This window comes from Rhodococcus sp. ACS1, from assembly GCF_002300155.1.
GTDB classification, from domain to species: Bacteria; Actinomycetota; Actinomycetes; order Mycobacteriales; family Mycobacteriaceae; genus Rhodococcus_F; species Rhodococcus_F koreensis.
Genome location: NZ_NSDZ01000012.1, coordinates 1 through 14432, shown reverse-complemented (window position 1 = coordinate 14432; position 14432 = coordinate 1). Strand labels below are relative to the sequence as shown.

At 65.9% G+C, this 14432-nt stretch carries 16 protein-coding genes; 15 read left to right on the top strand and 1 reads right to left on the bottom strand.

All coding sequences use genetic code 11. From position 1 onward, the window contains the following. Positions 1–49 precede the first annotated feature (49 nt). The 14 genes from prfA to CJ179_RS44530 all read left to right on the top strand — a co-directional run bounded on the left by prfA (position 50) and on the right by CJ179_RS44530 (position 12333). The gene (prfA, locus tag CJ179_RS44595; RefSeq protein ID WP_072946113.1) at positions 50–1129 is read left to right on the top strand and encodes a peptide chain release factor 1; all 1080 of its coding nucleotides are present in this window, start codon (positions 50–52) and stop codon (positions 1127–1129) included. Positions 1130–1183: 54 nt separating this feature from the next. Further along, positions 1184–2113, top strand: coding sequence for a peptide chain release factor N(5)-glutamine methyltransferase (prmC, locus tag CJ179_RS44590; protein ID WP_072946115.1), 930 nt, complete (start codon positions 1184–1186; stop codon positions 2111–2113). After that, positions 2110–2766 carry an L-threonylcarbamoyladenylate synthase gene (locus CJ179_RS44585; protein ID WP_072946118.1) on the top strand — a complete coding sequence of 219 codons (657 nt, stop codon included), beginning with the start codon at positions 2110–2112 and terminating at the stop codon, positions 2764–2766. The genes prmC and CJ179_RS44585 overlap by 4 nt, the downstream gene beginning before the upstream one ends. After that, complete coding sequence (locus CJ179_RS44580) at positions 2763–3944, top strand: glycosyltransferase family 4 protein (protein WP_072946120.1); 1182 nt, start codon at positions 2763–2765, stop codon at positions 3942–3944. The genes CJ179_RS44585 and CJ179_RS44580 overlap by 4 nt, the downstream gene beginning before the upstream one ends. A gap of 38 nt (positions 3945–3982) precedes the next feature. Beyond that, positions 3983–4456, top strand: a complete 474-nt coding sequence (locus CJ179_RS44575) for a hypothetical protein (protein ID WP_072946122.1) — start codon at positions 3983–3985, stop codon at positions 4454–4456. Between the two features lie 321 nt (positions 4457–4777). Then, positions 4778–5563 carry a F0F1 ATP synthase subunit A gene (gene atpB, locus CJ179_RS44570; RefSeq protein WP_371851572.1) on the top strand — a complete coding sequence of 262 codons (786 nt, stop codon included), beginning with the start codon at positions 4778–4780 and terminating at the stop codon, positions 5561–5563. 85 nt (positions 5564–5648) lie between these two features. After that, positions 5649–5894 carry an ATP synthase F0 subunit C gene (locus CJ179_RS44565; RefSeq protein WP_072946125.1) on the top strand — a complete coding sequence of 82 codons (246 nt, stop codon included), beginning with the start codon at positions 5649–5651 and terminating at the stop codon, positions 5892–5894. Between the two features lie 9 nt (positions 5895–5903). After that, positions 5904–6464 (top strand): F0F1 ATP synthase subunit B, encoded by a 561-nt coding sequence (locus CJ179_RS44560; protein ID WP_095865710.1) that lies wholly within the window; start codon positions 5904–5906, stop codon positions 6462–6464. Between the two features lie 5 nt (positions 6465–6469). Further along, entirely contained in the window at positions 6470–7297 is an 828-nt protein-coding gene (locus CJ179_RS44555) for a F0F1 ATP synthase subunit delta (protein WP_179377891.1), read from the top strand. A 62-nt stretch (positions 7298–7359) separates the two neighbouring features. Continuing rightward, complete coding sequence (atpA, locus tag CJ179_RS44550; protein WP_012688409.1) at positions 7360–9003, top strand: F0F1 ATP synthase subunit alpha; 1644 nt, start codon at positions 7360–7362, stop codon at positions 9001–9003. A 48-nt stretch (positions 9004–9051) separates the two neighbouring features. Continuing rightward, a complete protein-coding gene (locus CJ179_RS44545; RefSeq protein ID WP_095865708.1) occupies positions 9052–10032 on the top strand; it encodes a F0F1 ATP synthase subunit gamma in 981 nt (326 codons plus the stop codon). 3 nt (positions 10033–10035) lie between these two features. Continuing rightward, positions 10036–11487, top strand: a complete 1452-nt coding sequence (gene atpD / locus CJ179_RS44540) for a F0F1 ATP synthase subunit beta (protein WP_005252960.1) — start codon at positions 10036–10038, stop codon at positions 11485–11487. 6 nt (positions 11488–11493) lie between these two features. After that, positions 11494–11862: a F0F1 ATP synthase subunit epsilon gene (locus CJ179_RS44535; protein ID WP_007300053.1), complete on the top strand. Its 369-nt coding sequence runs from the start codon at positions 11494–11496 to the stop codon at positions 11860–11862. Positions 11863–11910: 48 nt separating this feature from the next. Beyond that, entirely contained in the window at positions 11911–12333 is a 423-nt protein-coding gene (locus CJ179_RS44530) for a DUF2550 domain-containing protein (RefSeq protein WP_095865707.1), read from the top strand. Here the strand turns inward: CJ179_RS44530 and CJ179_RS44525 are convergent, their stop codons facing one another. Beyond that, positions 12334–12909, bottom strand: coding sequence for a cob(I)yrinic acid a,c-diamide adenosyltransferase (locus tag CJ179_RS44525; protein ID WP_095865706.1), 576 nt, complete (start codon positions 12907–12909; stop codon positions 12334–12336). Positions 12910–12963: 54 nt separating this feature from the next. On the opposite strand from CJ179_RS44525, the gene murA reads away from it, so the two are divergent. Further along, the gene (gene murA, locus CJ179_RS44520; RefSeq protein WP_072946140.1) at positions 12964–14238 is read left to right on the top strand and encodes a UDP-N-acetylglucosamine 1-carboxyvinyltransferase; all 1275 of its coding nucleotides are present in this window, start codon (positions 12964–12966) and stop codon (positions 14236–14238) included. Positions 14239–14432 lie beyond the last annotated feature (194 nt).

Below are 14432 nucleotides of genomic sequence, written 5' to 3'. Positions count from 1 at the left end.
TCGGCTTTTTTGTGCCTACTTCCCGAACGAACGCAGAGCGGAGCGAATCATGGCAGGGACCACCCAGCCTTCGGCCATCGACGACATCCTGGCCGAACATGCCGGCCTGGAGCAGCAGTTGGCGGATCCGGCCCTGCACAACGACGCTTCCGCGGCCCGCAAGGCGGGCAAGCGATTCGCCGAACTCGCACCGATCATGGCGACGTACACCAGGCTCAAGTCGGCGCAGGACGATCTGGAGGCGGCGCGTGAACTCGCCGCCGACGATTCCAGCTTCGCCGCCGAGGTGCCCGCACTCGAGGAGCAGGTCCTCGAACTGGACAAGACTCTCACCGATCTCCTGGCTCCCCGCGACCCGCACGACGGTGACGACGTGGTGCTCGAGGTGAAGTCGGGGGAGGGCGGCGAGGAATCCGCGTTGTTCGCCTCCGACCTGGCCCGGATGTACGTCCGGTACGCCGAGCGTCACGGTTGGCGCGTCGAGATCCTCGACGCGACCGTGTCCGACCTCGGCGGATACAAGGACGCGACGCTGTCGATCAAGTCGAAGGGCGATGTGCGTGACGGGGTCTGGGCGCGGCTGAAGTTCGAGGGCGGCGTCCACCGTGTGCAGCGTGTGCCCGTGACGGAATCGCAGGGACGCGTCCACACGTCCGCCGCCGGTGTCCTCATCTACCCGGAACCGGAAGAGGTGGAGGAGGTGCAGATCGACGAAACCGACCTGCGCATCGACGTCTACCGCTCCTCGGGCAAGGGTGGTCAGGGTGTCAACACCACCGACTCCGCGGTCCGGATCACGCACCTGCCCACCGGCATCGTCGTGACCTGTCAGAACGAACGCTCGCAGCTGCAGAACAAGGCCCGCGCCATGCAGGTGCTCGCCGCCCGGTTGCAGGCTGCGGCGGAGGAGGCCGCGGACGCGGAGGCGTCGGCGGGCAGGCAGAGCCAGGTGCGCACCGTCGACCGTTCCGAGCGGATCCGTACGTACAACTTCCCGGAGAACCGCATCACCGATCACCGGATCGGGTTCAAGTCCCACAACCTGGATGCGGTCCTGGACGGCGAACTCGACGCCCTGCTCGACGCGCTCGGCAAGTCGGACCGTGAGGCGAGGCTCGCCGCGGAGTAACCGCGAAGCCGGGACCGCGCCACCGGGCGGCGGGCCGCGTGGCAGTCTGTACCTGTGAGTCGCCTTCCTCTTCGCCTGGCCCTGATCGACGCAACCGCGCAACTCGACGAGGCCGGGGTGCGTAGCTCCCGTGCGGACGCCGAACTGCTCGCGGCACACCTGCTGGGGGTGGAGCGAACCCGGCTCGGGCTCGTCCCGCTCGTCGACGAGTCGGTGATCGACGCCTACAAGAAGATGGTCGACCAGCGGGCCAAGCGGATTCCGTTGCAGTACATCCTCGGTACGGCCGCCATGGGAGACATCGACATCGAGGTCGGCCCCGGCGTTTTCGTGCCGCGCCCGGAGACGGAACTGCTGCTCGGGTGGGCGCTCGCATTCCTCGGAAGCTGCGATCAGCATCCGCCGGTGGTCCTCGACCTGTGCACCGGGTCGGGCGCGCTCGCGCTGGCGATCGCCAACGCCCGCCCCGACGCCGTCGTACACGCCGTCGAACTGGAACCGCATGCGCTCGCGTGGGCCCGGCGCAATGCCGACGCCCGCGAACAGGCAGGTGACGCGCCGATCAGGCTGTACCAGGGTGACGTGACGGACCGGACATTGCTCGCCGGGCTCGAGGGCGGGGTCGACCTGATCGTCGCGAATCCGCCGTACATCCCGGAGGGTGTCGAACTCGAACCCGAGGTGGCCGACCACGATCCGCACAGCGCGCTGTTCGCCGGACCTGACGGTCTGTCCGTCATCAAGCCGATGATCTCGAACGTCGCGCGCTGGCTGCGCATCGGGGGAGCGGTCGGAATCGAGCACGACGACTCGAACGGCTCCGACGTCGCGGCACTGTTCGCGTCCCGCCGGGTGTTCGGCGAGGTCGCGGAGCATCCGGACCTGGCGGGGAAGCCGCGGTTCGTCGTGGCCCGGCGCGTCGCAACGGATATCGAGGCGCAGCGTGCAGGGGCCGACGCCGAGGGTGAAAGAATGAACCGGTGAGTACCGTTTACGACTGTGGCCTTCCCGATTCACGCTCCGCCGGACTGAGTGCGGCCAAGAATGCGCTGAAGGCCGGGCGTCTCGTCGTGCTCCCCACGGACACGCTGTACGGAATCGGCGCGGACGCATTCGACAGCGAGGCCGTCGCCGCCCTCCTGCGGGCCAAGGGTCGCGGGCGGGACATGCCGGTGCCCGTGCTCGTCGGCTCGTGGAACACGATCGACGGCCTGGTGTACAGCGTGCGCCCGCAGGCGCGCGACCTCATCCGGGCGTTCTGGCCCGGCGGGCTGAGTCTCGTTGTGGAGCAAGCGCCTTCGCTGGCATGGGATCTCGGCGACACCCGGGGCACGGTCATGCTGCGCATGCCGCTGCACCCGGTCGCCCTCGAACTGCTGCGTGAGGTCGGTCCGCTCGCGGTGTCGAGCGCGAACGTCTCCGGGCGCTCGCCCGCCACGACGGTGGAGGAAGCCCGCGAGCAACTCGGCGGATCGGCGAGCGTGTACCTCGACGGCGGCCGGGCGGAACAGGGGCAGGCATCGACCATCGTCGACCTCACCGGCGCCACCCCGCGGATCCTGCGTGAAGGCGCGGTGCCCACCGGCGATGTCGCCGCCGTACTCGGAGTGACGGCGGAGAGTCTGTCCGCCCAGTGAGTGCTGCCGAATCGGCCGGCGTGGTGCTGGCTCAAGCAGGTGGGGGCGCGGGTGTCCCGCTGCGCGAACTCCTGCTCGTCCTCTTCACGGCCGCGGTGGTGACCTACCTCGCCACCGGGGCCGTGCGGCTGTTCGCGCTGCGGTTCGGGGCAGTGGCGGTGCCGCGGGACCGGGACGTCCATGTCATCCCGACGCCCCGCCTCGGCGGGGTCGGCATGTATCTCGGCATGCTCGTCGCGTTGTTGTTCGCGCAGCAGCTACCCGCGCTCACCAGGGGATTCGAGTTCACCTCCGACATTCCCGCGGCCCTGGTGTCGGGGTTTGTGATCGTGCTGGTGGGGGTGGTCGACGACCGCTGGGGCCTGGACGCGCTCACGAAGTTCGTCGGCCAGGTCACCGCGGCCGGGATCCTCGTCGTGATGGGGGTGAGCTGGTTCATCGTCTATATGCCGTTCGGGGACGGCAGCACGGTCATCCTCGACCAGCTGCAGGCCGGTCTCGTCACCGTTGGTGTCGCGGTGGTGATGGTGAACGCCATGAACTTCGTCGACGGCCTCGACGGCCTCGCCGCGGGCCTCGGCCTGATCTCGTCGCTCGCGATCTGCGTGTTCTCGGTGGGACTTCTGCACGATCAGGGCGGCGACGTCAGCGCCTATCCGCCCGCTCTGATCGCCGCCGCCCTGGCAGGTGCGTGTCTCGGTTTCCTTCCGCACAACTTCCAGCCCGCCAAGATCTTCATGGGCGACTCCGGCTCCATGCTGATCGGACTGATGCTGGCGGCCATCTCCACCAGCGCGTCCGGTCGCATTCCGTTGACCGCGTACGGCACCCGCGACCTGCTCGGTCTGCTCTCGCCGCTGCTGTTGGTCGGTGCCGTCATGTTCATTCCGATCCTCGACCTGTTGCTGGCCGTGGTCCGGCGAACCCGCGCCGGGGTGAGCCCGTTCAGCCCCGACAAGATGCACCTCCACCACCGGCTCCTGCAGATCGGGCACTCGCACCGCCGCGTCGTGCTGCTCATCTACTTGTGGGTCGGTGTGCTGGCGTTCGGCGCGGTCGGTTCGGCCCTGTTCGACCGTCGCGTCGTCGTGCTCCTGGTCGCGGGAGGCCTGGTCTTCGCATTGGTCGTGACGGCTGTCCCGTCGATTCGCGGACAGCAGCACGATCGTCGGGGCTGACGGGAGGGTTGCCGCGGACCGGCGAGGATCCACTACCCTTGGCGACCGTGACGTTCACCCCTGCCTCCGCCCCTGATCACACCGCGTCGTTGCGGGCTGCCGTGCGCTACGGAGTTCTCGGTCTGATCGTGCTGGCAGTGGTCGGTTCGATCGTCGCTTTTCTCGTCGCGGGTAAGCCGGGCCTGTACGGGGCCCTTCTCGGTGCGGCGGTCGGGGGAGGATTCATCCTGTGCACCGCACTCGGTGTGCTGTTCACCGCGAAGCTTCCGGCGCTGACGGCGGGAGCGGTACTGCTCGGTACGTGGTTGCTGAAGATGATCCTCGCGATCACGGTCCTCGCGATCCTCAAACCGCTCGACTTCTACGACAAGACGGCATTGGTGCTGGTCATGGTGCTTTCGCTGGTCATCGTGCTGGGAGCGGAAACGTTCGGAGTGCTCGGTACCAAGGCGCCGTACGTCGAACCCACGCCGTCGGACGACGCCGGATCGCCCGATTCGGACGATAAGTAGTACTACGAGATGTAGTAAAATTGAATCGACCCCGACCCCGTCTACACAACGTCGTAGATGACTTGCTAAGGTCTGGGTCAAGCGAGAGCAATGAGAGTGCGAGTCAGTTACTCGCCGGTATTGCATGCTTGTAGGTGGCCGCACTTTCAGGGCCGCCGAGTCGACGAGAGTCGCCGACACCGACAGACGCTGGACTCGAACAGTCCGCAGCAGCTGACGAATACGCGAGTCGAGCTTGTCGACTTGTTTGATCGTCAATGTCCGATCGAACCGCAGTCAACGAAGGCTGCGGACCGACTACGGGAGAGAACGCTGAGCGTCATCAACGTGGCCGCGGAAGAATTCCACGCGCCTTCCCTGAACGACTTCTTCCCGCCCGCGGTCCTGTTCGAAGGGACTCCGTTCGAACTCGACCGCCTGATGCTGGTTCGCATCCTGCTGTCCGCGCTGATGATGCTCTTCTTCGTCATCGCGATGCGCAGCCCGAAGATCATTCCTCGCGGTGTCCAGAACATCGGTGAGATCGCGCTCGACTTCGTCCGGATCAACATCGCGGAAGAGATTCTCGGCAAGGAGCAGGGCAAGCGCTTCCTGCCGGTCATCACCACCATCTTCTTCCTGGTGCTCGCCAGCAACCTCGGCAGCATCATCCCCTTCATCAACATCTCGCCGAACGCGCGCATCGGCATGCCGCTCGTGCTCGCCGCCCTGGCGTACATCGTGTTCAACTACGTCGGCATCAAGAAGTACGGCTTCTTCAAGTACGTGAAGAGCAGCATCGTCGTCCCGGGTGTACCGCTTCCGCTGCACTTCCTGCTCGTGCCGATCGAGTTCATCTCGACGTTCGTCCTCCGGCCGTTCACGCTCATGGTTCGTCTCATGGCCAACATGCTGGCCGGCCACATCCTGCTGGTGCTGTTCTTCAGCGCCACCCAGTACTTCTTCTTCGTCTCCGGTGGGTTCCAGGCCGTGTTCGGTGTGGCCTCGCTTGCCGCCGGCATTGCATTCACCTTCTTCGAACTGCTGGTGATCTTCCTGCAGGCCTACGTCTTCGCGCTGCTCACGTCGGTGTACATCGATCTGGCGCTGCACGCGGATTCGCACTAGCACCACAAGCTTCACGACCAGCTACACCAAGAACTGAGCCTCCCGCCGAATCCGGCGGAGGTCAACAGAAAGGGAACGGAACACCATGAGCCTCGCCTACCTCGCTCAGGAAGCTGTCCAGGAAACCCGCTCGACGGGCTTCGGAGCCATCGGCTACGGTCTCGCCGCGATCGGCCCCGGCATCGGCGTGGGCATCGTTGTCGGTAAGGCAATCGAGGGAATGGTTCGCCAGCCCGAGATGGCCGGACAGGTTCGTACCACGATGTTCCTCGGTATCGCCTTCACCGAAGCCCTCGCGCTGATCGGCCTCGTCGCCGGCTTCATTTTCTAAGACCGTCACATGGCAGCCAACATCGCATTGCTCGCGGCAGAGGAAGAGAGTCACAACCCTCTCCTCCCCGCGACGTATGACATCGTTTGGTCGATCGTCTGCCTGGTCATCGTTGGTTTCGTCTTCTGGAAGTACGTCCTTCCGATGTTCCAGAAGGTCCTTGCCGAGCGAACCGAGCAGATCGACGGCGGCATCAAGCGGGCCGAAGAGGCCCAGGCCGAAGCGAAGGCGGCGCTCGAGCAGTACCGCGCTCAGCTGGCCGAAGCTCGCACCGAAGCTGCGCAGATCCGTGAGGACGCGCGCACCCAGGGGCAGCAGATCATCGCCGAAATGAAGGCACAGGCTCAGGAAGAAAGCGACCGCATCGTGGCCGCCGGCAACAACCAGCTGGTTGCGCAGCGTCAGCAGATCGTCGCCGAACTGCGCGCCGATCTCGGCCGCACCGCGGTCGACCTCGCTGAGAAGCTCATCGGTGAGTCCCTCGCCGACGACGTGAAGCGGGCCGGCACGGTCGATCGATTCCTGAACGAGCTCGACTCCATCGGCGCAAATTCCGCAGCAGGGAAGTGAGCACCATGTACGCAGCGAGCCGTGAGGCCTTGACGCAGACCCGTGCTGCGTTGTCTTCGGCCTTGGGATCCGTCTCTGCCGGAGCAGCCACAGCGGCCGCGGCCCAGATCGGGGCCGAGCTGTTCTCGGTCGTCGAGATCCTGGACGAGCAGCGCACTCTCCGGAGTGCCCTGTCGGACACCTCGACGATCGGGAGCGTTCGCGAAGGTCTGGCCCAGCAGGTGTTCGGCGGCAAGGTCTCGGCCGAGACCCTCGCCGTCCTGAAGGCGGCGGTGGGCCAGGACTGGTCCGCCACCTCCGACCTGCTCAACTCGCTGGTGCTCCTCGGTCGGGAATCGCTGCTGAAGGCAGCGGCCGATCAGGGACAGCTCGACGCCGTCGAGGACGAGCTCTTCCGTCTCGGCCGCATCGTTGCCGGTGACCCCAAGCTCGAGCAGTCACTGTCCGACCGTTCCGTACCGGCGAAGGGCAAGCGTGACCTGCTCTCCAAGCTGCTGTACGGCAAGGTCACCGCGGTCTCCGAGGCATTGGCGACCCAGGCAGTGGGCCGGTTGAAGAACTCCGCACCCGCGGACGCCTTCGACGAACTGTCGAATCTGGCAGCAGCGCAGCGGAAGGCCGTTGTCGCCAAGGTGCGCAGCGCTGCTCCGCTGTCCAGTGAGCAGTCGGATCGGCTGACCGCCACCCTCACCCGTACCTACGGGAAGCCGGTGACGGTTCACGTGGAGGTCGATCCTGAACTCCTCAGCGGCTTGGTCGTCCGGGTGGGCGACGAGGTGATCGACGGCAGCGGAGCGGGACGTCTCGCAGCGTTGCGGAAGTCCCTCAAGTAGTCCGCAACCGAACCCCATACCCCAGATCTTTTCGAAGACCAGACACCGAGAGCAGGAAAAACATGGCGGAGCTGACGATCTCCTCCGACGAGATCCGTAGCGCGATCGAGAACTACACCGCGAGCTACTCCCCGGAGGCCTCCCGCGAAGAGGTCGGCGTCGTGACCGACACCAGCGACGGCATCGCGCACGTCAGTGGCCTGCCTTCGGCGATGGCCAACGAACTGCTGGAGTTCCCCGGCGGAATTCTGGGCGTCGCGCTCAACCTGGATGCCACCGAGATCGGTGCCGTCATCCTGGGCGATTACGAGAACATCCAGGAAGGCCAGGAAGTCAAGCGGACCGGCGACGTGCTGTCGGTACCCGTCGGCGACGCCTTCCTCGGCCGCGTCATCAACCCGCTCGGCCAGCCGATCGACGGCCTGGGCGAGATCGCGAGCGACGAGACCCGCGCCCTCGAGCTGCAGGCTGCCTCGGTGCTCGAGCGTCAGCCCGTCGAGGAGCCGCTGCAGACCGGCATCAAGGCCATCGACGCGATGACCCCGATCGGCCGCGGACAGCGTCAGCTCGTCATCGGCGACCGTAAGACGGGCAAGACCGCCGTCTGCATCGACGCGATCCTGAACCAGAAGGCCAACTGGGAGACCGGCGACGAGAAGCAGCAGGTTCGCTGCATCTACGTCGCGATCGGCCAGAAGGGTTCCACCATCGCGGGCGTCAAGGCTGCCCTCGAGGAGCAGGGCGCGATGGAGTACACCACCATCGTCGCTGCCCCGGCCTCCGACTCCGCCGGTTTCAAGTGGCTCGCCCCCTACACCGGCTCCGCCATCGGTCAGCACTGGATGTACCAGGGCAAGCACGTCCTGGTCGTGTTCGACGACCTGACCAAGCAGGCCGAGGCGTACCGCGCCATCTCGCTGCTGCTGCGTCGCCCGCCGGGACGTGAGGCATACCCCGGTGACGTCTTCTACCTGCACTCCCGCCTGCTGGAGCGTTCGGCCAAGCTGTCCGACGCCCTGGGTGGAGGCTCGCTGACCGCGCTGCCGATCATCGAGACCAAGGCCAACGACGTCTCGGCCTACATCCCGACCAACGTCATCTCCATCACCGACGGTCAGGTGTTCCTCGAGTCGGACCTGTTCAACAAGGGTGTCCGTCCCGCCATCAACGTCGGCATCTCGGTGTCCCGTGTCGGTGGCGCCGCGCAGACCAAGGGCATGAAGAAGGTTTCCGGCTCGCTGCGTCTGGAGCTGGCCCAGTTCCGTGAGCTCGAGGCGTTCTCGGCCTTCGCCTCCGACCTGGACGCCGCCTCGAAGGCACAGCTCGAGCGTGGCGCCCGCCTGGTGGAGCTGCTCAAGCAGGATCAGTACAGCCCGATCCCCGTCGAGGACCAGATCGTGTCGATCTACCTCGCCGGTGAAGGTGTCTTCGACAGCGTGCCCGTCGGCGACGTCCGTCGCTTCGAGGCCGAACTGCTCGACGAGCTGCACCGCACCGCCTCCGGCGTGTACGAGAGCATCAAGGGCGGCAAGGCCCTCGACGCCGACAACGCCAAGGCACTGGTCGAGGCCACCGACAAGTTCAAGGAAACGTTCCTCGCGTCCGACGGAAGCCGGGTCGTGAACGAGGCCGAGGCTGAGGCTCTGGACGCCGGCGAGGTCGGCCACGAGCAGATCAACGTCAAGCGCACCACCGTCAGCAAGTGAGCGGCCTGCCCATGATGCTGCGAAACATGAAGGGAGAGTGATCGATCGATGGCAAGCATTCTCGAACTGAGGTCTCGCATCAAGTCGGTCAACTCGACCAAGAAGATCACCAAGGCCCAGGAACTGATCGCGACCTCGCGGATCACGAAGGCACAGTCGCGCGTCGCCGCGGCGAAGCCGTACGCCGAGGAGATCACGAAGGTTCTCTCGGAGCTGGCGAGCGCGTCCGCTTCGCTGGACCACCCGTTGCTCAACGAGCGCACCGATCCCAAGCGTGCCGCGGTCCTGGTCGTCACCAGTGACCGCGGTATGTGCGGCGGATACAACTCCAACGTCCTCAAGGAGGCCGAGGAGCTGTTCCAGCTGCTGCGCAGCGAGGGCAAGGATCCGGTGATCTACGTGCTCGGATCCAAGGGCCTGGGCTACTACACGTTCCGTGACCGCGATCTGGGGGGTGCGTGGACCGGGTTCTCCCAGAATCCGGGCTACTCCGACGCTGCCAAGGCGAGCCGGCACCTGGTCGACCTGTTCATGGCCGGATCCGGCTCCGAGGTTCCCGCGCCGAACGGTGAGGGCACCATCGAAGGCGTCGACGAGCTGCACATCGTCTACACCCGCTTCGTGTCGATGCTGACCCAGTCTCCCGAGGTTCGCCGGATGGCTCCCCTCGAGGTGATGGTCTCCGAGGAGCACGTCGAACTCGGCGAAGACATCCTGACGAACGGTCACGGGTCCAGCAACTCGGACCCGGTCGCCGGATACAACTTCGAGCCGGAACCCGACAAGCTGCTCGGTGCCCTGCTGCCGAAGTACATCAGCACCCGCATTTACTCCTCGCTGCTGGATGCTGCGGCGTCGGAGTCGGCTGCCCGTCGTACCGCCATGAAGGCCGCGACGGACAACGCAAACGAACTGGTGAACACGTTGAGCCGTCAGGCAAACCAGGCTCGCCAGGCCCAGATCACCCAGGAAATCAGCGAGATCGTCGGCGGCGCGAATGCGCTCGCCTCGAGCGCAGGAAGTGACTAAGCAATGACCGCAGCAGTAACCGAAAACAACGGGGCAGGCTCGGGTTCGTCCGTCGCCGGCCGCGTCGTGCGGGTCATCGGTCCCGTCGTGGACGTTGAATTCCCGCGTGGCGCCATTCCTGAACTGTTCAACGCCCTGCACGCCGAGATCACGCTCCCCTCGGTCGCCAAGACGCTGACCCTCGAGGTTGCACAGCACCTCGGCGACAACCTGGTGCGCACCGTCTCGATGCAGCCCACCGACGGTCTGATCCGCGGCACCTCGGTGTCCGACACGGGCAAGCCGATCTCGGTTCCCGTCGGCGACGTCGTCAAGGGCCACGTCTTCAACGCGCTGGGCGACTGCCTCGACGCTCCCGGTACGGGTCGCGACGGCGAGCAGTGGGGCATCCACCGCAAGCCACCGGCCTTCGACCAGCTCGAGGGTAAGACGGAGATCCTCGAGACCGGCATCAAGGTCATCGACCTCCTCACCCCGTACGTCAAGGGTGGAAAGATCGGTCTGTTCGGTGGTGCCGGTGTCGGCAAGACCGTTCTGATCCAGGAAATGATCACCCGTATCGCCCGCGAGTTCTCCGGCACCTCGGTGTTCGCAGGCGTCGGTGAGCGCACCCGTGAGGGCACCGACCTTCACCTCGAGATGGAAGAGATGGGCGTCCTCCAGGACACCGCCCTCGTCTTCGGCCAGATGGACGAGCCGCCGGGAACGCGTATGCGCGTCGCCCTGTCCGCGCTGACCATGGCGGAGTACTTCCGCGATGTCCAGGGTCAGGACGTGTTGCTGTTCATCGACAACATCTTCCGTTTCACCCAGGCCGGTTCCGAGGTGTCGACCCTGCTCGGTCGTATGCCTTCGGCCGTGGGTTACCAGCCGACCCTGGCTGACGAGATGGGTGAGCTGCAGGAGCGGATCACCTCGACGCGAGGCCGCTCCATCACCTCGCTGCAGGCGATCTACGTGCCCGCCGACGACTACACCGACCCGGCGCCGGCCACGACGTTCGCGCACCTCGACGCCACCACCGAGCTGTCGCGTCCGATCTCGCAGATGGGTATCTACCCCGCTGTGGACCCGCTGACCTCCACCTCCCGCATCCTGGAGCCCGGCATCGTCGGTGCCGAGCACTTCCGGGTCGCCAACGAGGTCAAGCGCATCCTGCAGAAGTACAAGGAACTGCAGGACATCATCGCCATCCTCGGTATGGACGAGCTGCAGGAAGAGGACAAGGTGCTCGTCGGCCGTGCCCGTCGTCTGCAGAAGTTCCTCGGCCAGAACTTCATCGTCGCCGAGAAGTTCACCGGTGAGCCCGGCTCCGTGGTGCCGCTCCGCGACACCATCGAGGCGTTCGACCGCATCTGCAAGGGCGAGTTCGATCACCTGCCCGAGCAGGCGTTCAACAGCTGTGGTGGACTCGACGACGTCGAGGCTGCAGCCAAGAAGATCGCCGGGAAGTAGTCGACGATGGCTGAGATGACCGTGGAACTCGTCGCCGTGGAGCGACGGTTGTGGTCTGGTTCGGCGACTCTCGTCAGCGCACAGACGACCGAGGGCGAGATCGGTGTCATGCCCGGGCATGAGCCGGTTCTCGGACAGCTGGTCGAGGGCGGAGTGGTTGCGATCACGACGGCCGACGGTGAGCGTATCGTCGCTGCTGTGCACGGCGGATTCCTGTCCGTGACCGCGAAGACAGTCACGATCCTCGCCGAGTCAGCCGACTTGGCCGAGGACATCGATGTGGAAGCGGCCAAGGCCGTGCTCGCAGAGAGTGGAGACGACCTCGAGGCGATTGCTGTCGCCAAGGGTCGGGTCCGCGCTGTCGAGCGCGCCTAGGCTGCACGAGAAAGACCGCGACGGAGCCGACGAACAGTGACAATCGGAATGACTGTGTTGATCATTCTGGTTGTGCTGCTCGCGGCCTCCGTCGCGGTTTTTCTGTATCGGCTTGCAGTACTGCGCCGCGGGGGCACCGCGGCGATCCTCCGGGTGACGCCTGCCCTGGGGGACACCGGGTGGCGCCACGGCGTCATCCGCTACGGCGAGGGCTCCCTCGTCTTCTTCAAACTGTCGAGTCTGCGACCTGGCCCCGATTCGCGTATCGAGCGCCAGGGCATCGAGGTCGCAGGTCGTCGCAGCCCCGAGGGCTCCGAATTCGACATCATGTCCGACGAGATCATCATCCTGTCGGTCAAGGACCGCGGGAGCTCGTACGAGATCGCATTGGACGGGGGAGCGTTGACCGCGTTCCTGTCCTGGGTCGAATCGCGACCGTCCGGCCGATCGGTTCGCGGTCGCCGTCTCTGATCAGGACTTCCCGGCGCCCGGCTTCCAGAGCACGTCGCCCTCGGGGTTCGCGAGCCTGCTGACGATGAACAGCAGATCCGACAGCCGGTTGAGGTATTTCGCCGGAAGAGCGTTGGTGGTCTCCGGGTTGGTGTCGACGGCCGCCCACGCGGACCGCTCGGCGCGACGGGTCACTGTCCGCGCCACGTGCAGCAGAGCGCCCAGCGCCGTCCCGCCCGGGAGAATGAAGGAGTTCAGCGGCTCCAGGCGTTCGTTCAGTTCGTCGCACCAGCTTTCGAGACGATCGATGTATTCGCCGGTGATGCGCAGCGGCGGGTATTTCGGTTCCGCCTCCACCGGGGTGGAGAGGTCGGCGCCGGCATCGAACAAGTCGTTCTGGATCTGCCGCAGGATCGACCGGATCTCCTCCGGCGGGTCGCCCAGCGCGACCGCAACCCCGATCGAGGCGTTCGCCTCGTCGCAGTCGGCGTACGCGATCAGCCGCGGATCGTTCTTCGACACACGGGAGAAATCGCTGAGTCCGGTGGTCCCGTCGTCGCCGGTCCGGGTATAGATCTTGGTGAGGTGTACGGCCATAGCGTTACGGTACCGGCCTCCGGTGCCGGCATCCCTGGCTCTAGGCTGTGTTCTGTGAGCGAACGCTTCCTTGTCACCGGCGGTAACCGCCTCGTAGGTGAAGTGTCTGTCGGGGGCGCGAAGAACAGCGTTCTCAAGCTGATGGCGGCAGCGCTGTTGGCTGAGGGCACCACAACTGTCACCAATTGTCCGGACATCCTGGATGTTCCTTTGATGGCCGACGTCCTGCGGGGCCTCGGCTGCGAGGTGGACCTCGATGATTCCGTCGTCCGGATCACGACACCCGCCGAACCCAAACACCACGCCGATTTCGCGGCGGTACGACAGTTCCGCGCCTCGGTGTGTGTGCTCGGACCGCTCGTCGCGCGGTGCCGTCGCGCCGTGGTCGCGCTGCCCGGTGGCGACGCCATCGGTTCGAGGCCCCTCGACATGCATCAGTCGGGGCTGCGGTTGCTGGGTGCGCACAGCACGATCGAGCACGGCTGCGTGGTCGCGCAGGCCGAGGACCTGCACGGTGCGAACATCCGGCTCGCGTTCCCGTCGGTGGGGGCGACCGAGAACATCCTGATGGCCGCCGTCCTCGCCAAGGGCGAGACGGTGATCGACAACGCGGCCCGCGAACCCGAGATCGTCGACCTGTGCAACATGCTGATCCAGATGGGCGCGAAGATCCAGGGTGCCGGCACATCCACGCTGACCATCCAGGGCGTCCCCAAGCTCGAGCCGACCACGCACCGCGTCATCGGCGACCGGATCGTCGCGGCGACGTGGGGGATCGCGGCGTCGATGACGCGCGGTGACGTGCGCGTGCGCGGGGTCAACCCGAAGCACCTCGGCCTGGTGCTCGACAAGCTGCGGGTGGCCGGCGCCGAGGTTACGGCCGAGGCGGACGGATTCCGGGTGGTCCAGGAAGCGCGGCCGACAGCCGTCAACTTCGCGACGCTGCCCTATCCGGGTTTCCCCACCGACCTGCAGCCGATGGCGATCGGCCTCGCGGCGGTCGCGGAGGGAACATCGATGATCACGGAGAACGTCTTCGAGGCGCGGTTCCGGTTCGTCGAAGAGATGATCCGGTTGGGCGCCGATGCGCGGACGGACGGTCATCACGCAGTGATCCGGGGAATCGCGCAGTTGTCGAGTGCGCCGGTGTGGTCGTCGGACATCCGGGCGGGAGCCGGCCTCGTGCTGGCGGGTCTCGTCGCCGACGGGGTGACCGAAGTGCACGACGTCTTCCACATCGACCGCGGCTATCCCCGCTTCGTCGAGATCCTGCAGGAACTCGGTGGCCGCATCGAACGAGTGGACGCGGAACCCGGTTCTTCACGGTGAGTCCGGCGTCACAGTAACCGGTACGAGCGGCGAGGCCCCGGATCCGAAGGGGCGCACCGGCTCTGACCAGCGGAATCCTGCAACGACGAACACCGTGACCTGGCGATTTGGCAAGCAGTTTCCCTTCGCGTAACTTATTCCAGGTCAGAGCGACACGGACACCGACCCCGGCCGGAAGGCGGGGGACACGAGGT

What these genes read in the sequence shown, in the direction of transcription:
- CJ179_RS44525 (WP_095865706.1), bottom strand. Translation starts at nt 12,909, where the DNA reads ATGGCCGTACACCTCACCAAGATCTATACCCGGACCGGCGACGACGGG.
- CJ179_RS44560 (WP_095865710.1), top strand. Translation starts at nt 5,904, where the DNA reads ATGGCAGCCAACATCGCATTGCTCGCGGCAGAGGAAGAGAGTCACAAC.
- atpA (WP_012688409.1), top strand. Translation starts at nt 7,360, where the DNA reads ATGGCGGAGCTGACGATCTCCTCCGACGAGATCCGTAGCGCGATCGAG.
- CJ179_RS44555 (WP_179377891.1), top strand. Translation starts at nt 6,470, where the DNA reads ATGTACGCAGCGAGCCGTGAGGCCTTGACGCAGACCCGTGCTGCGTTG.
- CJ179_RS44545 (WP_095865708.1), top strand. Translation starts at nt 9,052, where the DNA reads ATGGCAAGCATTCTCGAACTGAGGTCTCGCATCAAGTCGGTCAACTCG.
- atpD (WP_005252960.1), top strand. Translation starts at nt 10,036, where the DNA reads ATGACCGCAGCAGTAACCGAAAACAACGGGGCAGGCTCGGGTTCGTCC.
- CJ179_RS44530 (WP_095865707.1), top strand. Translation starts at nt 11,911, where the DNA reads ATGACTGTGTTGATCATTCTGGTTGTGCTGCTCGCGGCCTCCGTCGCG.
- CJ179_RS44535 (WP_007300053.1), top strand. Translation starts at nt 11,494, where the DNA reads ATGGCTGAGATGACCGTGGAACTCGTCGCCGTGGAGCGACGGTTGTGG.
- prfA (WP_072946113.1), top strand. Translation starts at nt 50, where the DNA reads ATGGCAGGGACCACCCAGCCTTCGGCCATCGACGACATCCTGGCCGAA.
- CJ179_RS44565 (WP_072946125.1), top strand. Translation starts at nt 5,649, where the DNA reads ATGAGCCTCGCCTACCTCGCTCAGGAAGCTGTCCAGGAAACCCGCTCG.